This window comes from Streptomyces sp. NPDC059718 (genome assembly GCF_042733315.1).
Classification (GTDB): Bacteria; Actinomycetota; Actinomycetes; order Streptomycetales; family Streptomycetaceae; genus Actinacidiphila.
Genome location: NZ_JBHWGA010000027.1, coordinates 44656 through 66036 on the forward strand (window position 1 = coordinate 44656; position 21381 = coordinate 66036).

Sequence of the window (21381 nt, forward strand, 5' to 3'; positions counted from 1 at the left end):
CCTGTGGGCCGTGGGCGGCGGCCGGTCAGCGACAGAGGGCGCTGCAGGTGCGCCGCAGGTCCACGTAGCGGCACACCACACCGGGGTGCGTCGTGAGCATGCTGCTCATCCTGGCGAGCGCCGTGAGCGGCTGTCAATAGACACCAATTGGTGTCTCATTTGGCGGGACGGGTCCGTGACGGCGGATCAGGGCGCGGTCAGCGCACGGCGCGGGCACCGCGAGCGGTGGCCGGGTGCGTCGCGGCCTCCTCGGGGTGCAGCCACAGCGGGCCGTTCCCGGTGTCCACCCGGACCGCCTCCGGTGGCGGCCAGGCACCGGTGACCAGCAGGGCCCGCTCGGGATCGGTGAGGCTCCGGTAGCGCCGCAGGCCCTCGTCCGGCGTGAGCGGATCCGGGGTCCGCAGCAGTCCCGGGCACAACTCCTCGACGGCGGAGGCGTACTCCTCGTAGGGCCGCCAGCCGGGCACCACGCGCTGCCCGGCCGGGGCGCGTACGAGGAGGGTCGGCAGCGCGTACCGGTACCCGCCGTCGGCGGTCTCCTTCGCCGCTCCGGGGTGCGGCGACGGGCCGCGCGCCGCCAGCGCCTCGCGCACCGGGCGCCGTGTCTCCGCCCGGTCGGCCCGTACCCGCGCCAGGACGTGGTCGGCCGCCGCGTCGGCCGCGAGCCGTACCGGGTCCAGTCCCGGCGCGCCCCGTACGGCGGCCAGCGCGAGCGCGGGCGTGTCGGCCGGCTCCCCGAGCACGAACACGGTCTCCCGGAGCCGGCGCAGCACCCGCCCGGCCACCTCCTCGCCCTGCAGCTCGGCCGCCTTGGCGGCCAGCGAGGCGGGCCAGGAACTCGCCGCCACCCGGCTCAGACGCTCCGCCCGCGGTGCCCGGGTGTGCGCGCTGATCTCCTCGACGTGCCGCGCGTACCAGGCGGTCTCCGCGGCCGGGTCGGGCGGTGGTTCGTCGTCGACGTCGAACAGGACGCCGTGCACGCGGCGCCAGCGCACCCGGCCGCCCAGCGCCGCCCGCAGCCTGCGGAACACCGGTTCCGACCCCCAGGCCCAGGGGCACAGCGGATCGGTGTACTCCACCACCTCCACGGCGGGCGGGGGAGGCGGGGCCGTCACGCGGCTCCCTTCCGGTCCAGCCGTTCCGCGGCGGCCGCCGGCAGGAGCGAGGCGAGGGTCACCCCGCCGAGGACCACCGCCGCGCCCGCCTCGACCTGGCGCCACACCCCGGGCAGCCCCGCGGCCGGACCGGGGTAGCCGAGCCCGGCCAGCGACTCCCCCCGCAGGGTGATCAACTCGCCGTCCACGGCGCGCGCCACGTCCAGCAGGGTGATCTCGCCGGCGGGCCGGCCGAGCCAGTAGCCGCCCTCGCAGCCGCGCTGACTGCGCACCAGCCCGGCCTTGCGCAGTTCGCCCACCACGGACTTCAGGAAGCGGAACGGGATCTGCTGCGCGGAGGCGATGGCCTCGCAGGTCAGGGGGCGGGCAGGCTCACAGGCGAGCTCCAGCAGAGCCCGCGTGGCGTAGTCCGCCTTCGCGGAGATATGCATGGGCCCATCATGCCCCAACCGGTCGGTGCCGCCCGGGGGTTCGGCTGCCGTGCTCGGTACATTGCGGCAGCATTGCCGCAGGTGAAGCGCAAAGGACACTTCTTGACATCCTTTTCGGGGCCGCTCTAGCGTCCCGGCCATGAGCGAGCCCCTGACGAACCCCGGTGAAGGCTTCCATCCCCATCTCCACGACGCGCCCGGGCAGGCGGCCGCGCCCCTGCGGACCCGGCTGCACCACATCCGCGCGGACGCCCTGGACGGCGAGACGGCGCAGACCGGCGGGATGCGCAGGTTCGCCGCCGTCAGCGGGCGGACCGTGGGCTCCGAGAAGCTGTGGATGGGCCAGACCCACGTGGCCCCGGCGACGGCGTCCTCCGACCACCACCACGGCGAGTCCGAGACCGCGATCTACGTCGTGAGCGGGCACCCCGAGTTCGTCTTCCTGGACGACTCGGGCGACGCGCCCGAGGAGGTGCGCCTGCGCACCTCGCCCGGCGACTACGTCTTCGTCCCCCCGTTCGTGCCGCACCGCGAGGAGAACCCGGACCCCGCGGAGGAGGCCGTGGTCGTCATCGCCCGCAGCACCCAGGAGGCCGTCGTGGTCAACCTCCCCGGTCTGTACGCCCTTCCGGCCGAGGACGCCTGAGCGGCCGGAGGCGCGGACCCACGCAGCCGTCCCCGCCCTCCGCCCCTGTGGCGAGGGCGGGGACGGCTGCGTGCGTCAGGGGGCGGACGCGAGCGCGGCGGCCGCCGGCTGCGCATGGAACGCCGGGTGCCCGCCGAGACGGGCGACGTACGCCGTGAGGTGGCCGTAGGAGCAGAGCAGGCCGCTCGCGAGGTGGGAGAGGGCCACCCACACGTCGACGTCGGCGGCGGTCAGGTGCCCACCCAGGACGTACGGCCCGCAGGCCAGCCGGCGGTCCAGCAGGTCGAGGGTGGCGTGCAGGGTCCGCAGGGCCGCGTCACGGTCGGACGGTGTCCCGTCCGCGGCCCGTTCGGCGGCTCTCGTCACGCCCGCGTCGACCGTGCGCCGGAGGGCCTCGATGTCGGGCAGGAGGGCCGGGGGACACAGCGGGGCCACGGGAGCGCACCCCTCGGCGCCGAGGCGGCCCGCGAGGTCGCCGAGGATGTCCGGGGTGTGGTTGCTGACGACCCGCCCGGTCCACCGGTCGCACAGCGCGGGCACGGTGAGCGGACCGTCGTAGTGGTGCCACGTGGCCTCGTAGGCCGCGCGCAGCGCGGCGAGCGCGGTGTCGCCGGCGGCCCCCGCCGGGACGGGCGTCGTGACGACGGAGTCCCGCAGCCCCAGCAGGTCGAGGGTGATGGCGACCCGTTGCGAGAGCGGGCACCCCGGCGACAGGAACAGCTCGTACCGGCGTGGCGCGGGGTAGAAGCCGCCGGCGAGGTCGACACCGATGCGGCTGCGGAAGCGGTCGGGACGGGACGCGCGCGGCAGCGCCGAACAGGAGGCGTGGAGTGCGGGGTCGAGCGGGATCGTCTCGGTCATGCCCTCTCCAAGGCGTGGCGGGCCGCCGGTCGCCCCATGGGGGCACCGGCGGCGGGACGGCTGAAGGTCCTGGGTGGAGGTCAGCCGGCCGCGCCGAACGAGCTGCAGACGCGCAGGAAGTCGATGTGCAGACGGCGGGTGAGGAGGAGGGCTCGTGCCCTGGGCATGTCCACCTCCCCGGCTCGGGGCCCGCAGGACGCGGGACCGCGCTTGCCCCGCCGCACCGGCGGGACCAGGTCGTCACCCGGGGCACCCCACCGCGATGTGAGGGTTGCCGGTCAGCGGGCCGGGGCCGATGACCCACCGCGCCGCGGGGCGGTGTGGTGGGCGCTGACGATCGTGACCTGCCCATCAGTGTCGAGTCGTCAAACCCCGTGCGTCAAGGGACGCGTACGCGTCTCATCGGACCGCTCACGATGTGAGACGGCCTCGTTGACATTCCCGGTGGGCCGTGCCTAACTTACGCCGCAGATCGGTCATGAGCTCCGGCGCGAGCCCGGCTCGCCGGCCCGCGACCCCCCGTGCCGCGGTGGGACGCCCCGGATGACGACCGGACCGGACGGTCCGACGACGGCAATGGACGCGAGGCCCCGCGGGGCGGAACGGTGACGGTGACGACGATGCACGCAGCCCCGGGGACGGCCGCACAGCGGCCCCACGGCCGCGTCCCGTCGTGCCCGCGGCTCCCCGTCGCCGCGCGCCACGTCCCCGGCGCCTCCTGTTGCGCGTGTACCGCGCAGTGTCGCGCCCTCTGTCAAGGCTGACGGCTTCCTGAACCCCGGCCCCCGCCGCTGACGCGGCGGCGTGCCCTCCCGCCCAGGCTCGCCCAGGCCCGCTCCGCCCGCCTCCCGCCCCATCGCCACGCCCGCCGGACGCCCGATCCCGGCGGGGCCGCTGCCGCGTGCGCGACCGGGGCGCACCGAACCGCTGGAGTCCCCCATGACCGAACCACCCGGCACCGCCGTGTCCTCCCGCCCGGCGCCGCCCCCGCCCGGAGCACCCGCCGACGCGACGCCTCCCGCACCACGACCGCCCACCGCACAGCGGGTGTTGCCGCTGCGGCGGCGCGGACGCCGGATCGCCACGGCGGTCGTGCTGGTGCTCGTCGCCCAGATCGCCCACGGGCTGGTGACCAACCCCTTCTACCAGTGGGACCGCTTCGCGTACTGGTTCGTCCGGCCGGTGATCCTGGACGGGCTGCTCATCACCCTGGAGGCGGCCGCGTACAGCGCGGTGCTCGGCCTGCTCGGCGGGATCGCCCTCGCACTGGCCAGGCTCTCGGGCAGCCCGGTGCTGCGCGCGGTCAGCTGGACGTACACCTGGCTCTTCCGCTCGGTGCCGCTCATCGTCGTGCTGCTGTTCCTGTACAACTTCAGCGCGCTGTACCGGACGTTGAGCCTGGGTGTGCCCTTCGGGCCGGCCTTCCTCACCTTCGACGAGTCCAGGCTCGCCACCGACATGGTGGTGGCCGTCGTCGGTCTGAGCCTCAACGAGGCGGCCTACGCCTCGGAGGTGGTGAGGGCCGGAATCCTCTCGGTGGACCAGGGGCAGCACGAGGCGGCCGCCGCGCTCGGCCTGCCGAAGCGCTACCAGTTCGCCAGGATCGTGCTTCCGCAGGCGCTGCGGTCCGTCGTCCCCAACTACGTCAACCAGCTCATCGGGCTGATCAAGGGGACCTCGCTGGTCTTCTACGTCTCGCTGCTCGACCTGTTCGGCTCGGTCCAGAGCATGGGCAGCACCTACCCCGGCGACATCGTGCCGCTGCTGCTGGTCGCCACCGTCTGGTACGTGATCCTCACCAGCGTCGTCTCCGTCGTCCAGTTCTACGTCGAGCGGCACTACTCGCGCGGCGCGCTGCGCACCGTCCCGCCGACGCCCCTGCAGAAACTGCGGATCGCCCTGGGTGACCTGCGGGCCCGCGTCCGGACGGAGACCGCGACATGACCGCCGACATACGCCCGGCCGCCGTCGAGGTCCACGACGTGCACAAGTGGTACGGGGCCCACCGGGTGCTGGACGGGATCAGCCTGACGGTCCGGCCCGGGGAGGTCACCGTCGTCATCGGGCCGTCCGGTTCCGGCAAGTCCACGCTGCTGCGTGTCATCAACCATCTGGAGAAGCCCGAGGCCGGTCACGTCAGTCTGGACGGGGAGCTCATCGGCGTACGCCGGCACGGCATCCGGCTCAGGGAACTGAGCGAGCGGGTGATCCTCACCCAGCGCAGCCGGATCGGCTTCGTCTTCCAGAACTTCAACCTCTTCCCGCACCTCACCGTGCTGGACAACGTGGCCGCCGCCCCTGTGGCGACCGGCCGGCTGCGCAAGCCGGAGGCGCGCGAGCTGGCCCGCACTTTGCTCGGCCGGGTGGGGCTGGCCGACCGGACCGCGGCCTATCCCCGGCAGTTGTCCGGCGGCCAGCAGCAGCGCGTGGCCATCGCCCGGGCCCTCGCGCTGCGCCCCGGCGTCATCCTCTTCGACGAACCCACCTCCGCCCTCGACCCGGAGCTCGTCGGCGAGGTGCTGTCCGTCATCAAGGACCTGGCCACCAGCGGCACCACCCTCGTGATCGTCACCCACGAGATCGGCTTCGCCCGGGAGGTCGCCGACCGCGTCGTCTTCCTCGACGAGGGCCGGATCGTCGAACAGGGCCCGCCCGACCGGGTGCTGAACCACCCCGAACACGAGCGGACGAAGGAATTCCTCAGCAAGGTCCTCTGACCGCTTCCCCGCGCTCCACGGACCACTGAACGACGAACACGAACACGAACACGAACACGAACGACGAACGACAGACAACGGACAAGGACGGCCATGCGCACTCTTCGCCCTCGCGGCAGACTCATCCGTACCCTGACGGCCACCGCCGCCCTCACCCTTCTCGCCGGCGGACTCGCCGCCTGCGGGAGCGACAGCGAGGCCTCCGCCACCATCGGCGCGGGATCCTCCGCCGGAACGGTCACCGTGGGCAGCCTGTCCAACGGCGCGGCCAAGGAGACCACGCTGAAGGTGACGGAGGTGAAGTCCATCAGCGCCGGACTGCCCAAGGCCGTCGCCGACAAGGGCGAGCTGGTCATCGGCGTCGGCGCGCTGCCCGCCGGCTTCGCACCGCTGGCGTACGTCGGCAGCGACCAGAAGACCCTCACCGGCGCCGAACCCGACCTCGGCCGTCTGGTCGCGGCGGTGCTGGGGCTCAAGCCCCGGCTCAAGAACTCGACGTGGGAGAACCTCTTCGTCGGCATCGACAGCGGCAAGGTCGACGTGGCCTTCTCCAACGTCACCGACACCGAGGAACGCAAGCGGAAGTACGAGTTCGCCTCCTACCGGGAGGACAACCTGGCCTTCGAGGTCCTCAAGGACAGCACCTGGAACTTCGCCGACGACTACCGGAACCTCGCCGGTAAGACCGTCGCGGTCGGCTCCGGCACCAACCAGGAGAAGATCCTGCTGGAGTGGCGGAAGAAGCTCCAGGCGGAGGGCAAGGAGCTGACCGTCAAGTACTTCCCCGACAACAACAGCACTTATCTGGCACTCGGCGGCGGGAAGATCGACGCCTACTTCGGCCCCAACCCCGGCATCGCGTACCACGTCACCCAGGTCGCCACGACCCCAAACCCCACCCGCAACGCGGGCAAGTTCTCCGGCGCCGGTGCGAGCCTCCAGGGCCTGATCGCCGCGACCGCGAAGAAGGACAGCGGGCTCGCGAAGCCGGTCGCGGCCGCGATCAACCACCTGATCGAGAACGGGCAGTACGCCAAGTGGCTCGCCGCCTGGAACCTGTCCAACGAGGCCGTCGGCACCTCGGAGGTCGACCCGCCCGGACTGCCGCTCGACAACTCCTGACGCCCCGTCCGCCGCACGACCGTACGGAGATCCGGCAGCCATGTCCCTCAGCATCCCCGCGGACCGCCCGCACAGCCCGGCGGCACCGCACGTCCTGGACAACCCCGCCTGGGCGGCACTCACCGGTCCGCACGCCCGGTTCGCCGAGCGCGTCGGCCGTGCCGCCCGCTACCCCGCCGACGTCTCCCCGTTCACCGCGCTGTCCGACCCGGCCGATCCGCGGGCCTGGGCGGACCTGACCGTACTCGTCGGGCCGGGGGCCGCCGTCGCGGTCACCGGCGCCCAGCAGCCGCCGGACGGATGGGAACTCGTCGAGGGCGGGGTGGGGGTGCAGCTCGTCGACACCTCGCTGCGCGCCGAACACGCCCCGGAGGCGGTGCGGCTGGGCGCCGCCGACGTCCCCGAGATCCTCGAACTCATCGCCCTCACCAAGCCGGGCCCCTTCCTCCCCAGGACCGTCGAACTCGGCACCTACCTCGGCATCCGGGACGGCGGACGGCTGGTCGCCATGGCCGGGGAACGACTGCGGACGCCGGGATGGACGGAGATCAGCGCGGTGTGCACCCACCCCGGTCACCGCGGCCGGGGCCTGGCGACCCGGCTGGTACGGGCCGTCGCCGCGGGGATCAGGGACCGCCGGGAGACCCCCTTCCTCCACGCCGCCGCCGTCAACACCGGTGCGATCCGGCTCTACGAGTCGATCGGTTTCACCCTGCGCCGCCGGACGACCTTCCTCTTCCTGCGAACCCCGGGCGGCCCGGGGGAACAGACCGGCTAGGGAAGGCGTTCCGTTGACAGGAGAAGTACGGGCGCCGTGCCGCCCGCCGTATCCGGACAGAGCGGAGGTGAGGTCCGTGCCGATGCCGTCCCGCGCGTCCCTCGTCGTCCCCGCCCCACCCCGCAGTCCCCTGCTCTACTCCCGCGCGCACATCGACCTGCAGCGCGTGGCCGCCTCCCTCTGTCGTTCCTGACCCCCGCTCCCGCCGCCGGCCCTCCCGACGAGGGCCGCTGAGACCCGTGGTCGATCAGGAAGGCCCCTCCCATGTCCTCGGACATCCCTTCGCCGTACCCACTTCCCGCTTCCTCGCCGAACGCCCCGCTGCACCTCGCCGTGGCCCTCGACGGGGCCGGCTGGCACCCGGCCGCCTGGCGTGAGCCGACGGCCCGGCCCCGTGAACTGCTCACCGCCCGCTACTGGCAGGACGTGGTCACCGAGGCCGAGCGGGGGCTGCTCGACTTCGTGACGATCGAGGACTCCCTCGGTCCGCAGTCCTCCCACTTCACCGAACCCGACGGACGCACCGACCAGGTGCGCGGCCGCCTGGACGCCGTCCTGATCGCCGCGCGCGTGGCCCCGCTGACCCGGCACATCGGTCTCGTGCCGACGGTGGTCGCCACCCACACCGAGCCGTTCCACCTCTCCAAGGCCATCGCCACCCTCGACTACGTGAGCACCGGCCGGGCCGGTCTGCGCGTCCAGGTCTCGGCCCGGCGGAACGAGGCCGCGCACTTCGGCAGGCGCGCCATCCCCCCGTTCGGCATCGAGGACCTGGACACCCCGGCGGTACGGGAGCTGGTCTCCGGCCTCTTCGACGAGGCGGCCGACTACGTCGACGTGGTGCGCCGCCTCTGGGACAGCTGGGAGGACGACGCCGAGATCCGCGACGTCGCCACCGGCCGCTTCATCGACCGCGACAAGCTCCACTACATCGACTTCGAGGGCCGGCACTTCAGCGTCAAGGGCCCCTCCATCACACCCCGGCCGCCCCAGGGCCAGCCGGTCGTCAGCGCCCTCGCCCACAGCGACGTGCCGTTCCGGCTCGTGGCCCGCTCCGCGGACGTCGGATACGTGACCCCGCACGACGGTGACCAGGCCCGCGCGATCGTCACCGGGATACGTGCCGCACAGGAGGCGGCCGGCCGGGAGCGCGAGCCCCTGCACGTCTTCGGCGACCTCGTGGTCCTCCTCGACGACGACGCCGGAGCGGCGCGGGCCCGCCTGGAGCGGCTGGACGGCCTCGCCGGCACGCCGTACACCAGCGACGCCAGGGTCTTCGCCGGCACGCCCGCCGGCCTCGCGGACCTGCTGCTGGAGTGGCGGCGGGCCGGGCTCACCGGCTTCCGGCTGCGTCCCGCGGTGATCGGCCACGACCTGCCGGCCATCACCCGGGGGCTCGTGCCCGAACTGCGGCGCCGCGGCGCGTTCCGGGACGCCTACGAGGCCCACACCCTGCGCGGCCTGCTCGGTCTGGCCCGCCCCGCCAACCGCTACGCCGCCACCAGCGCGACCGCCTGAGCCGGAGGAACCGTACGCCATGAGCAAGCCGCGCAAGCAGATCCATCTGGCCGCCCACTTCCCCGGCGTCAACAACACCACCGTGTGGAGTGACCCGCAGGCCGGCAGCCACATCGAGTTCGGCTCCTTCGCGCACTTCGCGCGGACCGCCGAACGTGCCAAGTTCGACTTCCTGTTCCTCGCCGAGGGCCTGCGCCTGCGCGAACAGGGCGGCAGGATCTACGACCTGGACGTGGTCGGCCGCCCCGACACCTTCACCGTCCTCGCCGCGCTCGCCGCCGTCACCGAGCGCATCGGGCTCACCGGCACCATCAACTCCACCTTCAACGAGCCCTACGAGGTGGCCCGGCAGTTCGCCAGCCTCGACCACCTCTCCGGCGGGCGCTCCGCCTGGAACGTCGTCACCTCCTGGGACGCCTTCACCGGGGAGAACTTCCGCCGCGGCGGATTCCTCCCCCAGGAGGAGCGCTACTCCCGCGCCAGGGAGTTCCTGGCCACCGCGGGCGAGCTCCTCGACTCCTGGCAGGGCGACGAGATCGTCGCCGACCCGGCGACCGGCACCTTCCTGCGCGACGCGCGGGCCGGATCCTTCGTGCACAAGGGGCACCATTTCGACATCCACGGGCAGTTCAACGTCCCCCGCAGCCCGCAGGGGCGCCCCGTGATCTTCCAGGCCGGCGACTCCGAGGAGGGCCGGGAGTTCGCGGCCGCCGACGCCGACGCCATCTTCAGCCGGTACAGCACCTTCGAGGAGGGCCGGGCCTTCTACCGCGACGTCAAGGGCCGCCTGCCCAAGTACGGCCGCAGCCCCGGCCAGTTGCTCATCCTCCCGGCCGCGACCTTCGTCCTCGGCGACACCGACGCCGAGGCCGCCGAACTGGCCCGCGAGGTGCGGCGGCAGCAGGTCAGCGGGGCCACCGCGATCAAGCACCTGGAGTTCGTCTGGAACCGCGACCTGTCCGCCTACGACCCGGACGGCCCGCTCCCGGACATCGACCCCGATCCCGGAGAGCACACCGTCGCCCGCGGCCGTGCCCAGGTGCGCATGTACCGCGACCCGCTGACCACCGCCCGCGAGTGGCGGGAGCTCGCCGCCGCCAACAAGTGGTCGATCCGCGACCTGGTCATCGAGACCGGCAACCGCCAGTCCTTCGTGGGTTCCCCGGCCACCGTCGCCGCGACCATCGACGACTTCGTGCAGGGCGACGCCGCCGACGGTTTCATCCTCGTCCCGCACGTCACCCCGGGCGGCCTGGACGGCTTCGCCGACACCGTCGTCCCGCTGCTCCAGGAGCGGGGCGTCTTCCGCGCCGACTACGAGGGGACGACGCTGCGCGACCACCTCGGTCTCGCCCACCCCGACGCCGACGCCGCGGCGGAGCGGGCCGCGTCGTGAGGTTCCTGGCCATCACCCTGATCGTGCACGCCCCGGACCCGGTGACCGGGGCGCTGAAGCCGACCGCCGCGCGGTTCCGCGAGGTGCTCGACAACGCGCTGCTGGCCGAGGAACTGGGCTTCGACGGCTTCGGCGTGGGGGAGCGCCACGAGCGGCCGTTCCTGTCCTCCTCACCACCCGTCGTGCTCAGCCACATCGCCGCCCTCACCTCCCGGATCCGGCTGTTCACCGCGGTGACCACGCTCAGCCTCCTCGACCCGGTGCGGGCCTACGAGGACTACGCGACGCTGGACCATCTGTCCGGCGGCCGCCTGGAGCTGATCATCGGCAAGGGCAACGGCACGGCGCAGCGCGAGCTGTTCCACGTCACCCCCGAGGACCAGTGGCACCGCAACGCCGAGAGCTACGAGGTGTTCCGCCGGCTCTGGCGGGAGGGGAAGGTGACCGCCGACACCCGGTTCCGTCCCGCGCTGAAGGACGCGCAGGCGTGGCCGCGGCCGCTGCAGCAGCCGATCCGGGTGTGGCACGGCAGCGCCACCAGCAAGGAGTCGGTGGACCTCGCCGCGCTTTACGGGGACCCCCTGTTCTCGGCGAACGTCACCCACCCCGTCGAGCCGTACGCGGAACTGATCCGCCACTACCGCGAACGCTGGGCCCACCACGGCCACGACCCGGCCCGCCTCGCGGTCGGCGCCGGGACGGCCGGCCTGTACGTCGCCCGTACCTCCCAGGAGGCGGTCGCCGCCTACCGTCCGGTGTTCGAGGGGCAGTCGGCGTTCCAGAAGCGGCTCGGCCTGGAACCGGTCTTCCCGACGCTGGAGGACTTCGTGGAGCGCAGTTCGGCGCTGGTCGGCAGCCCGCAGCAGGTCGTCGACAAGGTCCACCGCTACCACGAGCGGTTCGGCCACACGGTGCTGCACGTCCACGCGGACGCGGGCGGGCTGTCCCACGACCGGCACCGCCGCTCGCTCGAACTCTTCCAGTCAGAGGTCGCCCCGGTGCTGCGGCGCGCCATCCCTGACCCGCCGTTCGCCTGGGGCCCGGCCCCGTCCTCGCCCGAACCCGCCCATCGCTGAGGAGAACGCCCATCGTGTCCCGCACACCGCTCGGAGTCCTCGACCTCGTCCCGATATCCTCCGGCTCCACCGCCGCCGACGCCCTGCGCAACAGCATCGACCTCGCGCGGCGGGCCGAGGAGTCCGGCTACGCCCGCTACTGGTTCGCCGAGCACCACCTCAACCCTGGTGTCGCCGGCACCTCGCCCGCCGTCCTGCTGGCCCTCACCGCGGCCGCGACCTCCACGATCCGGCTCGGCTCGGGAGCCGTCCAGCTCGGCCACCGCACCGCCCTGTCCACGGTCGAGGAGTTCGGCCTCATCGACGCCCTGCACCCGGGGCGGCTCGACCTGGGGCTCGGCCGCTCCGGCGGCCGCCCGCCGGGCGGCACGCCGGACCCGGTGCCGACCACGACACCCGTCGTGGACGGCCGGACGCCGGGCGGGCTGCGGATCCCGCCGAAGTTCTCCTTCGAGCACCTGCTCGGCTCACCGCGCATCGCGCTCCAGCGGCACCTGCTCCAGCAGCCGGGCGCCCGCTCCCAGGACTACGGCGAGCAGGTCGACGACATCCTGGCGCTGCTGCGCGGCACCTACCGCTCGGCGGACGGCGTCGAGGCGCACGTCGTGCCGGGGGAGGGCGCCGACGTCCAGGTGTGGATCCTCGGCAGCAGCGGTGGCCAGAGCGCCGAGGTCGCGGGCCGCCACGGATTGCACTTCGCCGCGAACTACCACGTCAGCCCGGGCAGCGTCCTGGAGGCGGTCGACGGCTACCGTGCCGCCTTCCAGCCGGGCGGCGTGCTCGACAAGCCCTACGTCAGCGTCTCCGCCGACGTCGTCGTCGCGCAGGACGACGCGAGGGCCCGCGAGCTCGCCACCGGCTACGCCCCCTGGGTCCGCAGCATCCGGACCGCCGAGGGCGCCATCGAGTTCCCCACCCCCGGACAGGCCCGGGCCCACCCCTGGACGGAGGCGGACCGGGCGCTGGTGGCCGACCGGGTCGAGACCCAGTTCGTCGGCTCGCCGCAGCGTGTCGCCGACCAGCTGGAGCAGCTCCAGGAGGCCACCGGCGCCGACGAGTTGATCGTGACCACCATCACCCACGACCACGAGGACCGGGTCCGTTCCCACCGGCTCCTGGCCGAGGAGTGGCACCGGCGCTGACGGTCCGGCGCGGCGCCGTCAGTCCCGCCCGGGCAGCAGGCCGCGCCGGAACGCGGCGACGAGGTGGACCGGCACCGACTGCTCGCGGTCGTCGACGGTGACCGTGACCAGGTGGGGAGCCACGGCCTTCCACCGGGCGCGGCGGTGACGGGTGTTGCTGCGGGAGGTCTTGCGTTTGGGTACGGCCATGGGGGTCTCCTGTACGGGTGGGCGCGCGGTCAGCGGGAGGCGTACGGCAGCAGGGCCATCTCGCGGGCGTTCTTCACCGCCCGGGCGAGGGCCCGCTGCTGCCGGGCGGTGACGTGGGTGACCCGCCGGCTGCGGATCTTGCCCCGGTCGGAGACGAACTTCCGCAGCAGGTCGGTGTCCTTGTAGTCGACGTACTCGATGCCCGCGGCGATGAGCGGATTGGGGCGGGGCTTGCGGGCGTCCCTGCCCCTGCCTCTGCCCCAGCCCTTGGCCGAGGCGGTGTGGACGGTCGTCATGGTGCTGTCTCCGGTGGTCGTGGCGGCGTGCGGTTCAGGCCGCGTGGTCGAGGAAGTCGTCGAAGGCGTGGGGGAGGCGGCGCCAGCCGGCCGGTCCGGCCGCGTACTCGGCGTCCGTGAGCAGGCAGCGGTCGAGGGTGGCCGTCAGCCCTTCGCGGTCGAGGCCGGGCGAGGTGAAGGCGAGGTGCTGGCCGCGGTCGCCGTGTTCGGGATGCCAGTCCAGGGCGGCCGCCACGCGCCGTTCGGCCGGCACCGTCTCCCACGCCGCGTCGGGCAGCGCGGCGAGCCACGGCCCGACGTCCTCGATGCACAGCGCACCACCGGCCGCCTCCCAGGAGAACAGGGTGTCGGGGTGGTCGGCCAGCCAGAAGCGGCCGCGGCTGCGGGCGGCGGCGCAGCTGAGGTCCTCCAGCGCCGCGTGCAGCCGGCCGGGATGGAAGGGGCGGGCGGCGCGCCACACCAGGGTGGCGACGCCGTGGGCGTCGGCCTCCTGGGGCAGCAGGGCGCAGGCCGGATGCTGCCGTGCGGCGGCCGCGGCGACGTCGAAGCCGGAGCGGGCGGCGGAGGCCAGCCGGCCCGTGCCGATGGTGACCTGGCGGGCCGTCGGGTGGAGCTGGGTGAGCAGTTCCATGTCCCCGGGGTCCGCGGTGTCACCCGGCGCCAGGGCGAGGACGCCGGCGTACTCGAGCTGCCGGGCCAGGGTGTCGGCGACGGTCCGGTGGTCGCCGGGGGCGACGGCGAGGCCGTGCTCGGTGAGGTCGTCGCCGCAGCCGAGGTGGTCGGGCAGGAGGGCGGGGTCGACGCAGGTGACCACGCCGGCCGCCGCCAGCAGGCGCCCCGAGGCGGTGCCGTCGGGCAGCGGGGTGCCGACCAGGACCTCGGCCATCGCCTGCGGTTCGACGGAGTCCCACAGCTCGACGACGGCGAGCCGGCAGGACGGGTCCGCGGCCAGCCGCAGCAGCTCGGGGAGCAGGTCCGCGCGGAGCGCGCAGCAGGCGCAGTCGTTCACGAGCTCGGTGTCCGTGCGGGAGATGACGCCGTCCCGGTCGCTGAGCACGCGCCGGACGGGGCCGCCGACGGCGGGCCGCAGGTCGTGGTGGAGGGCGAGGGCTCCGGCGGTGGAGTGCAGGAGTTCGCGCACCGCGGCGCGACGGGCCTCGGCGTGCAGACCGCCGACGAGGACGACGGGCAGCTTGGGGCTGCTGTCCACGGGAGGTGCCTTTCGTGTCGGGGGAGGGGCGGGTGGGCGGGGCGGGTCAGCGTTCCTCGCGGAACTCGACGTGGCGCCGGACCACCGGGTCGTACTTGCGCAGGACCAGGCGGTCCGGGTCGTTCCGGCGGTTCTTGCGGGTCACGTAGGTGTGGCCGGTCCCGGCGGTGGAGCGGAGCTTGATGACGGGGCGTAGATCGGTGCGAGCCATGGCGGGTACTATACAGAACTGGTTTTCATTTCCAATAAGCTCGGTGGGTGCTCCGCCGGCCCACCGGACGACAGAACGGACCGTCATGCCCGCACACTGCCAACTCACCGGTCGCAAGCCCGGCTTCGGCAACTCCGTCTCGCACTCGCACCGGCGCACCCGGCGCCGCTTCGACCCGAACGTCCAGCACAAGCGCTACTGGCTGCCCGGCGAGGGCCGCACCGTCCGGCTCACGCTGAGCGCCAAGGGCATCAGGACGGTGGACCGCATCGGCATCGAGAAGGCCGTCGCCGTCATCCGCGCGCGGGGAGGGAAGGTCTGATGGCCAGGACCGGCAAGATCGCGAAGAACGAGCGGCGCAAGGCCGTCGTCGCGCGGTTCGCCGCCCGGCGCGCCGAGTTGAAGGACGTCCTGCGCCGCCCCACCGCCACCCCGCAGGAGAAGGCCGCGGCGCGGCGGGAGCTGGACCGGCAGCCCCGCGACGCCAGCGCCACCCGGCTCCGCAACCGGGACGCCCTCGACGGGCGGCCCCGCGGTCACCTGCGGGCGTTCGGCCTCTCCCGGATCAACCTGCGCGCCCAGGCCCACGCGGGCCACCTCCCCGGCGTGCGCAAGGCCTCCTGGTGACACCGCCCCCCGGCACACCCCACCACCGGCCCCCGCGGGCCGCACGACACGTCCCGGAGAACCCGTGAAACCCGGCATCCACCCCGACTACCGTCCCGTCGTCTTCCGCGACCGCGCGGCGGACTTCGCCTTCCTCACCCGCTCCACGATGACCAGCGGGAAGACCGTCGTCTGGGAGGACGGCAACACCTACCCCGTGGTGGACGTGGAGATCTCCTCCGCGAGCCACCCGTTCTACAGCGGCACCGCACGCGTGGTGGACACCGCCGGCCGCGTCGAGCGGTTCCGGCGCCGCTACGGGAACGGGGACACGGCACACGGCGCGAGCTGACGCTCGCCGCACTCCTCGGCGGCGCCCGGACACCGGCCCCCGGTGCCGGGTGCCGCCCCGCCCCGCGCGCGTACGCGGGACGTGCGCTCAAGAACGCCGGACGGACGCGCATGGTCCGCCGCAGGCCCCGGAACTACGGTCGGTGACGGGCGGCGTCACCGACGTCCGCGTTCCCGACCGTGTACCAAAGGCCTCACATGACCACTGCAGACAACAGCCGGCCCGCCATCCTCCTCGTCCACGGCGCCTGGCACGGCGCCTGGTGCTTCGACCGGCTCGTCCCCGAACTCACCGCGCTGGGCTGGCGCGTCGAGACCGTCGACCTGCCGAGCGCCTCGCCCGACGAAGGGAACACGGCCGGGATGCACGACGACGCACGGGCCGTCCGCGACCGCCTGGACGCCGTCGCCGGCCCGGTCACCGTCCTCGCCCACTCCTACGCGGGCATCCCCGTCACTCAGGCCGCCGCGGACGCGCCGAACGTCTCCCGCATCGTCTACCTCTCCGCCTTCGTGCTCGACGAGGGCGAGTCCATCGACGGCATGAGCGGTGGCAAGATCTCCGGCGCCGGCGTCGCCTCGCTGTCCGCGCACGGGCACTACGAGGACGCCAAGGCCGCCTTCTACGGGGACGCCGCACCGCACGACGCGGAGGACGCCACCGCGCGCCTGGTCCTCCAGACCGCCAGGTCCTTCTGCGAACCGCTCACCGCCGCCGCCTGGAAGACCGTGCCCTCCACCTACATCCTCACCGAGCGGGACACGGCGCTCGCCCCGGAGTTCCAGGAGGCCATGGCGGCCCGCGCGCAGCGCACCCACCGGCTGCCCTCGGGCCACTCGCCCTTCCTGTCCATGCCCGTGGAGCTGGCCGAGCTGATCACCACCGACGCCGGCCACTGACCGGCGCGTCCCGGCCGGTGAGGGCCCCGGGGATAGACGGGGCCCGCACCCCCCCCCGAGGGGGGGGTGCGGTCCCGCCGCGCGGTAGCGCCCGGGCGAGGACCCCATGACGCGCTTGAAGGCGTGGCTGAACGAACTCTCGGAGCCGTAGCCCCAGCGCGCCGCGATCGAGGCGACGGTGCGGTCGCCGGTCCTCAGCTCCCGCGCCGCGGAGCGGATGCGCCAGCCCGCGAGGTACTCCAGCGGCGGGACGCCGACGGCCTTGGTGAACCTGTCGGCGAACCGGGACCTCGACATCCCGCTCTTCCCGGCGAGTTCGGCGACGGTCCAGGGGTGCGCGGGCCGGTCGTGCATCAGCCCCAGCGCGGCCCCGACGTGCCGGTCGGCGAGCGCGGTGAGCCAGGCGCCGCCCTCGGGCCCGTGCTCGGCGACGTGCGCCCTGAGCAGGTGGACCAGCAGCACGTGCGCCAGCCGTTCGGTCACGAAGGGGGTGCCGAGCGCGGGCTCGCCGGTCTCCGCGCGGAGCAGTTCGAGCGCCGCCCGGATACCCTCCGCCGCGGTGGACCCGGCGCCGACGTGGATCAGGGGCGGCAGCACGTCCAGGAGCACGGCGGCGTTGGCCTCGTCGAGGTCGAATCCGCAGCCCACCAGGACCGCGTCGGGCGCCGTGCCGATCCGGACCGTGTTCCCGGGCCTGAAGCCGGAGAACACCTCGTCGCTCGGCACCGCCGGGACCTCGGGACCGCCCGCCAGTTCGTAGCCGCGGCCGCCGCCGAGCAGATAGCAGTCGCCCTCCTTCAGGATGACCGGCTCCGGGTTCCCGGCCACCGCGATCCGGCAGTCGCCGTTCAGCACGGCGCCGAACTTGATGTGCCGGTAGCCGGTGAATCCGACGGCCCACGGCTCCTGGGCCTCCAGCCGGGCGAAGTGTGCGCTGCGCAGGTCGAGCAGGCCCAGGACGTCGGTAAGGGGATCGGTCACGTGTCCTCCGGCGCCGTCGGCGGTGCCGCGGGGTCCGTCCTTCAGCGGGTGGCGGCGGCGAGAGCGGCCCGGATGGTGTCGGCGGACGAGGGGGTCGCCGTGGCCTTCGAGAAGTCGGCCTCGCCGCCCGCGTAGGGCAGGCCGTACACGGGGGTGCCGGGCTGCGAACGCCAGCTGTCGGCGAGGGTGCCGTAGCCGACCGCGTCGTAGCCGAGCACGTCGAGGAGTTCCGTCGCGTGCGCGACGGCGACCGGGTCGTCGCCGGCGATCGGCAGGGCGGTCCGGTCGGGCGAGCCCTTCGGGCGGGCGAGCGCGGCGAGGTGGCGGAAGAAGATGTTGTTGAACGCCTTCACCACGTGGGCGTCGGGCAGATGGCCCTGGAGCAGCCCGCTCTCCGTGCTGGTCCCGTCCTCGAGCGCGGCGATCCGGCCGTCGCGCTGGGGGTAGTAGTTGCCGGTGTCGATGACCGTCTTCCCGGTCAGCGGGGCCGCGGGGACCTGGTCGAAGGCCCTGAGCGGGATCGTCACCACGACCCAGTCGCCCGCCGCGGCGGCTTCGGCCGGGGTCGCCGCGCGGGCCCGGGGGCCAAGCTCGGCCACCAGGCCGTCGAGGGTCTCCGGTCCGCGTGAGTTGCTGAGCACCACGTCCAGGCCCGCGTCCACGGCGAGCCGCGCCAGGGTGCCGCCGATGGATCCGCTGCCGATCAGTCCAAGAGTCGCCATGTAGGTCGCAACCCCGGGCCCCGCGATTCTGTTTCCGCGGGGCCGCAAAGACCGGGCAAAACGGGAGGGCTGTCAGTCGCCGAGGAGCAGGGCGAACACCTGTTCCAGCCTCCGGGCCAGGGCCGGCTCGTCGGTGCCGTTGAGCGCGGTGCTGCCGATGATCGTGCGCATCAGCCAGAAGCCCGCGACGACCGAGAGGGCCATGGCGGCGCGGTCGGTCCCCCGCAACTGCGGTGCGACGTCGAGCAGATGGGCCTCGACGTGGTTCTCGATGCCGGCCCGCAGGATCTCCGCGGCGCGGGGGTTGGGCGCCGAGCGCAGCATGAGGAGGAACGGGTCGAGGCTGTCGGCCTCCGGCGCGGTCCGGCGGACGAGTGCGGCGGCCACGTCACGGGCGAGAGTGGCCGGGTCGCTGGTGAGGACCGTGCGCTCGGTCATGGACGCCTCCACCACCTCGGCGAAGAGTCCTTCCTTGGAGCCGAAGTAGCGGCCCACCAGCATCGCGGTGACCCCGGCGGCCTTGGCGATCTCCCGCACCCCGACACCGTCGTAGCCGTGCCGGGTGAAGGCCTCGATGCCCGCACGCAGGATCGCCTCCTTGGTGGCGGCCGCATCACGGCGTCGCGGAGTCGTCATGTCGACGAGTGTAGACTGGAGTCATGTCTACAGGTGTATACGTGATCGGAAGGACACTGCGATGGATCTGAACCTGACCGGCCGCCGGGCCCTCGTGACCGGTTCCAGCTCCGGCCTCGGCGCGGCGATCGCCGAGCTGCTCGCCGCGGAGGGCGCCGACGTCGTCGTGCACGGACGGGACGAGGCGCGGACGCGCGAGGTGGCCGAGAGGATCGGCGCGGTCGCCGTGGCGATCGGCGACCTCGCCACGGACGACGGCGCCGACGCCGTGGCCCGCGTCGCGGGCGAGGTCGACGTCCTGGTCAACAACGCCGGTGCGTACGACCACGTCGGCTGGGCCGAGGCCACCGCGGCCGAGTGGCTGCGGACGTACGAGGTCAACGTGGTCTCGGGCGTCCGCATGATCCGGCGGCTGGTGCCCGGGATGCGCGGGCGCGGCTGGGGCCGGGTGATCCAGATCGGCGGCGGGCTCGCCTCGCAGCCGATCGCGATGCAGCCCCACTACAACGCGTCGCTCGCCGCGCGGCACAACCTGGCCGTCTCCCTGGCGCGGGAGCTGAAGGACACCGGGGTGACCTCCAACGTGGTCTCCCCCGGGGCGATCCTCGTCGACGCGGTGCAGGACCTGATCACGGGACTCGCGCCGGAGCGCGGCTGGGGCCGGTCGTGGCAGGAGATCGAGCGCAACGCCGCGCGGGACTTCGTGCCCAACGACATCGGCCGCTTCGGCCGCCCCGAGGAGATCGCGGGCGCCGTCGCCTACCTGGCGAGCCCCTACGCGGACTACATCAGCGGCGCCACGATCCGCGTGGACGGCGGCACCATCCGCTCCGTGACGTGACCCCGGCCCCCGCGGAGCCCGGCGGGGCCCGGTGCCGGGACGTTGGTGCCGGGTGAGGGCCTGACAGATCGTGACGGGAAACGCTATGCTCCCCGCGATGACAACTGACTCTCCTTCCAGATTGGGGGACCCGTCCGCGCTAGGTGAGTGCTGATGCTCACTCAGACCGCGAACGAGGATTCCCGCCTCTCCTTCTGGCTGCGCGTGCGCGAGTTCGCCGTGCCGCCCTCCATGGTCGAGACCGCGACCGCCCGCCGTCGTAACGGTGACTGGGCCGGGGCCTGCGCCGCCGCCGGCATCGACGTCGACATCAACCTGCGTTCCCTCGCCCGTACCCGCGGCCGGGAACTCGCGGCCCGGGTACGGGCCGACCTCCGCCAGCTGGTCCCCGACCTGCTGCGCTGGCACATGCCCAGGGTCGCCCCCGACGGTCTGCTGCGTCCGGGCCTGACCATCGCCCTGGCCCGGTACGGGGCCGCGGGGCCGGAGGGCGGCGGCCACGTGCACCTCGTCGTCCGGACCCCGCCGGCGTGGGCGGACGGCGGGCAACGGATCAGCCTCGCGCTGTGGGACCCGGACCACCCCGACGCGGGTGCCCTCCACCATCCGCACGCGCGTCCCCACCGGCGGTTCCGTCTCGACCTGCACCGCCACCTGTGGGACGCGCGCAGAACCGGTGAACTGCCGCTGCGCGCCGGAACCGGCCGCCGGCCCGCCGCCGACCTGCCTCCCCTCCCGGACCCGGACCCGCCCGGGCCACTGCCGCCGCAGCAGCGCTGCGCGGTCGACCGGTGGGAGGACGAGGCGCGGCTGGTGCTGCGTGCCGAGGGCCGGACCACGGGTGCCGTCACCGTGCGCCTGGGCTCCCGCCACCGGTTGCTGGTGGACGTGACCGGCGACGGTGACGGCAAGGGGGCGCCCACCGCGCGGATCACGGCGGCGCCCGCGGACGGCGGCGGCGCATGGGCGCTGCCGGTGCTGCCGGACGCGGCGACCTGGGTGCCGCCGGACCTCGAACTGCTCGACGCCGGTCTGATCGGCGCCGACGGGCTGCACCCGCTGGTCGCCGCCGCGCTCGTGCCGGATCACATGCCGTCCGGTCCATCCCTGCCGCGGGGGCGGCCGGGACGACCGCGCGTCGTGGAGTGCCGGGGCGCACCGCACCGGATCGGCCTGGTCGACGGCATCCTGACCGCGCTGGACCACGACCCGGACGAGATCCGCCGCGAGGAACTGCTGGTCGCGCTGACCGGAACGCCGCTGCCCTGCCTGCAGGCGATCGACCGGGCGCACCGGCGTCCGGAATCCCTCGCCGACGTACGGGCACGCCTGGACCACGGCGACACCGCCGGCGCGCTGGCCGTCGTCGAGGGCCTGCTCGGTCCCGGCGCGGTGCTCCGCGACGGCCCGCTGCGGGACGAACTGGAGGCGGCCGCCCAACGGCGCATCGCCTACGGCCTGTTCAGGGCAGGTCTCGCCGGGCCCGCCCCCGGGCGGGTACCGCCGCGCGACCGCTTCCCGGCACCCCGCACCCGTTCCCGCCCCGGCCGGCCGCAGCCGCGGCAGCGCACCTCCCGCTGACCCCGGGCGTGCGCGGTGTCCCGCGCGCCCCCGTACCCCTTTCGGCTTCACGAAC

Annotated in this window: 25 protein-coding genes, 1 pseudogene and 1 riboswitch; of the genes and pseudogenes, 16 read left to right on the plus strand and 10 right to left on the minus strand. The window is 73.9% G+C overall.

Annotated elements, in window-relative coordinates; translation table 11 throughout:
- Positions 1-197 precede the first annotated feature (197 nt).
- Together ACFV3E_RS27830 and ACFV3E_RS27835 are read right to left on the minus strand one after the other, a co-directional pair.
- A complete protein-coding gene (locus ACFV3E_RS27830; protein ID WP_500537144.1) occupies positions 198-1115 on the minus strand; it encodes a DsbA family oxidoreductase in 918 nt (305 codons plus the stop codon).
- A complete protein-coding gene (locus ACFV3E_RS27835; RefSeq protein ID WP_500537145.1) occupies positions 1112-1546 on the minus strand; it encodes an RrF2 family transcriptional regulator in 435 nt (144 codons plus the stop codon). The genes ACFV3E_RS27830 and ACFV3E_RS27835 overlap by 4 nt, the downstream gene beginning before the upstream one ends.
- Before the next feature lie 139 nt (positions 1547-1685).
- On the opposite strand from ACFV3E_RS27835, the gene ACFV3E_RS27840 reads away from it, so the two are divergent.
- A complete protein-coding gene (locus tag ACFV3E_RS27840) occupies positions 1686-2192 on the plus strand; it encodes a cupin domain-containing protein (protein WP_500537146.1) in 507 nt (168 codons plus the stop codon).
- Positions 2193-2267: 75 nt separating this feature from the next.
- On the opposite strand, the gene ACFV3E_RS27845 is transcribed toward ACFV3E_RS27840, so the two are convergent.
- Positions 2268-3053, minus strand: coding sequence for a glutathione S-transferase C-terminal domain-containing protein (locus tag ACFV3E_RS27845; protein ID WP_500537147.1), 786 nt, complete (start codon positions 3051-3053; stop codon positions 2268-2270).
- A gap of 201 nt (positions 3054-3254) precedes the next feature.
- A riboswitch (SAM riboswitch) is annotated at positions 3255-3358 on the minus strand.
- A 634-nt stretch (positions 3359-3992) separates the two neighbouring features.
- On the opposite strand from ACFV3E_RS27845, the gene ACFV3E_RS27850 reads away from it, so the two are divergent.
- The 9 genes from ACFV3E_RS27850 to ACFV3E_RS27890 all read left to right on the plus strand — a co-directional run bounded on the left by ACFV3E_RS27850 (position 3993) and on the right by ACFV3E_RS27890 (position 12802).
- Positions 3993-4997, plus strand: coding sequence for an amino acid ABC transporter permease (locus tag ACFV3E_RS27850; protein ID WP_500537148.1), 1005 nt, complete (start codon positions 3993-3995; stop codon positions 4995-4997).
- Complete coding sequence (locus ACFV3E_RS27855; RefSeq protein WP_500537149.1) at positions 4994-5770, plus strand: amino acid ABC transporter ATP-binding protein; 777 nt, start codon at positions 4994-4996, stop codon at positions 5768-5770. Before ACFV3E_RS27850 ends, ACFV3E_RS27855 begins: the two co-directional genes overlap by 4 nt.
- 93 nt (positions 5771-5863) lie before the next feature.
- Positions 5864-6892, plus strand: a complete 1029-nt coding sequence (locus ACFV3E_RS27860) for an ABC transporter substrate-binding protein (protein ID WP_500537150.1) — start codon at positions 5864-5866, stop codon at positions 6890-6892.
- A gap of 40 nt (positions 6893-6932) precedes the next feature.
- Positions 6933-7670 carry a GNAT family N-acetyltransferase gene (locus tag ACFV3E_RS27865; protein WP_500537151.1) on the plus strand — a complete coding sequence of 246 codons (738 nt, stop codon included), beginning with the start codon at positions 6933-6935 and terminating at the stop codon, positions 7668-7670.
- Between the two features lie 76 nt (positions 7671-7746).
- Positions 7747-7863 (plus strand): putative leader peptide, encoded by a 117-nt coding sequence (locus ACFV3E_RS27870; RefSeq protein WP_500537152.1) that lies wholly within the window; start codon positions 7747-7749, stop codon positions 7861-7863.
- 71 nt (positions 7864-7934) lie between these two features.
- Entirely contained in the window at positions 7935-9188 is a 1254-nt protein-coding gene (locus tag ACFV3E_RS27875) for an LLM class flavin-dependent oxidoreductase (protein WP_500537154.1), read from the plus strand.
- A gap of 19 nt (positions 9189-9207) precedes the next feature.
- Entirely contained in the window at positions 9208-10584 is a 1377-nt protein-coding gene (locus ACFV3E_RS27880; RefSeq protein ID WP_500537155.1) for an NtaA/DmoA family FMN-dependent monooxygenase, read from the plus strand.
- Positions 10581-11660, plus strand: coding sequence for an LLM class flavin-dependent oxidoreductase (locus tag ACFV3E_RS27885; protein WP_500537156.1), 1080 nt, complete (start codon positions 10581-10583; stop codon positions 11658-11660). The genes ACFV3E_RS27880 and ACFV3E_RS27885 overlap by 4 nt, the downstream gene beginning before the upstream one ends.
- A gap of 14 nt (positions 11661-11674) precedes the next feature.
- Positions 11675-12802: an LLM class flavin-dependent oxidoreductase gene (locus tag ACFV3E_RS27890; protein WP_499516042.1), complete on the plus strand. Its 1128-nt coding sequence runs from the start codon at positions 11675-11677 to the stop codon at positions 12800-12802.
- Positions 12803-12820: 18 nt separating this feature from the next.
- Here ACFV3E_RS27890 and rpmF read toward each other — a convergent pair whose 3' ends face one another.
- From rpmF to rpmG, 4 genes are read right to left on the minus strand one after another with little or no spacing between them, the layout of a single operon-like run.
- The gene (gene rpmF, locus ACFV3E_RS27895) at positions 12821-12991 is read right to left on the minus strand and encodes a 50S ribosomal protein L32 (protein WP_500537157.1); all 171 of its coding nucleotides are present in this window, start codon (positions 12989-12991) and stop codon (positions 12821-12823) included.
- Positions 12992-13020: 29 nt separating this feature from the next.
- Positions 13021-13287: a 30S ribosomal protein S18 gene (gene rpsR / locus ACFV3E_RS27900; RefSeq protein ID WP_500537158.1), complete on the minus strand. Its 267-nt coding sequence runs from the start codon at positions 13285-13287 to the stop codon at positions 13021-13023.
- Positions 13288-13321: 34 nt separating this feature from the next.
- Complete coding sequence (locus tag ACFV3E_RS27905) at positions 13322-14497, minus strand: CobW family GTP-binding protein (RefSeq protein ID WP_500537159.1); 1176 nt, start codon at positions 14495-14497, stop codon at positions 13322-13324.
- Between the two features lie 46 nt (positions 14498-14543).
- A complete protein-coding gene (gene rpmG / locus ACFV3E_RS27910) occupies positions 14544-14708 on the minus strand; it encodes a 50S ribosomal protein L33 (protein WP_089223718.1) in 165 nt (54 codons plus the stop codon).
- Positions 14709-14793: 85 nt separating this feature from the next.
- Here rpmG and rpmB point away from each other — a divergent pair, with 85 nt between their 5' ends.
- From rpmB to ACFV3E_RS27930, 4 genes are all read left to right on the plus strand, one after another.
- Positions 14794-15030, plus strand: a complete 237-nt coding sequence (gene rpmB / locus ACFV3E_RS27915; RefSeq protein WP_499516046.1) for a 50S ribosomal protein L28 — start codon at positions 14794-14796, stop codon at positions 15028-15030.
- Entirely contained in the window at positions 15030-15335 is a 306-nt protein-coding gene (rpsN, locus tag ACFV3E_RS27920; protein ID WP_500362802.1) for a 30S ribosomal protein S14, read from the plus strand. Before rpmB ends, rpsN begins: the two co-directional genes overlap by 1 nt.
- A 64-nt stretch (positions 15336-15399) precedes the next feature.
- Positions 15400-15666: a type B 50S ribosomal protein L31 gene (locus ACFV3E_RS27925; RefSeq protein ID WP_500537160.1), complete on the plus strand. Its 267-nt coding sequence runs from the start codon at positions 15400-15402 to the stop codon at positions 15664-15666.
- Positions 15667-15863: 197 nt separating this feature from the next.
- Complete coding sequence (locus tag ACFV3E_RS27930; protein ID WP_500537161.1) at positions 15864-16565, plus strand: alpha/beta fold hydrolase; 702 nt, start codon at positions 15864-15866, stop codon at positions 16563-16565.
- Between the two features lie 90 nt (positions 16566-16655).
- Here the strand turns inward: ACFV3E_RS27930 and ACFV3E_RS27935 are convergent.
- The 3 genes and pseudogenes from ACFV3E_RS27935 to ACFV3E_RS27945 form a co-directional block, all read right to left on the minus strand.
- A pseudogene (locus ACFV3E_RS27935) lies at positions 16656-17546 on the minus strand (AraC family transcriptional regulator); the annotation flags it as partial.
- 41 nt (positions 17547-17587) lie between these two features.
- The gene (locus ACFV3E_RS27940; RefSeq protein WP_500537162.1) at positions 17588-18268 is read right to left on the minus strand and encodes an NADPH-dependent F420 reductase; all 681 of its coding nucleotides are present in this window, start codon (positions 18266-18268) and stop codon (positions 17588-17590) included.
- Between the two features lie 72 nt (positions 18269-18340).
- On the minus strand, positions 18341-18904 hold the full coding sequence (locus ACFV3E_RS27945; protein ID WP_500537163.1) for a TetR/AcrR family transcriptional regulator: 564 nt from the start codon (positions 18902-18904) through the stop codon (positions 18341-18343).
- Between the two features lie 61 nt (positions 18905-18965).
- Here ACFV3E_RS27945 and ACFV3E_RS27950 point away from each other — a divergent pair, with 61 nt between their 5' ends.
- Both ACFV3E_RS27950 and ACFV3E_RS27955 read left to right on the plus strand, forming a co-directional pair.
- A complete protein-coding gene (locus tag ACFV3E_RS27950; RefSeq protein WP_500537164.1) occupies positions 18966-19745 on the plus strand; it encodes an SDR family NAD(P)-dependent oxidoreductase in 780 nt (259 codons plus the stop codon).
- Positions 19746-19898: 153 nt separating this feature from the next.
- Positions 19899-21326 carry a hypothetical protein gene (locus ACFV3E_RS27955; protein ID WP_500537165.1) on the plus strand — a complete coding sequence of 476 codons (1428 nt, stop codon included), beginning with the start codon at positions 19899-19901 and terminating at the stop codon, positions 21324-21326.
- The last annotated feature ends 55 nt before the right edge of the window (positions 21327-21381 follow it).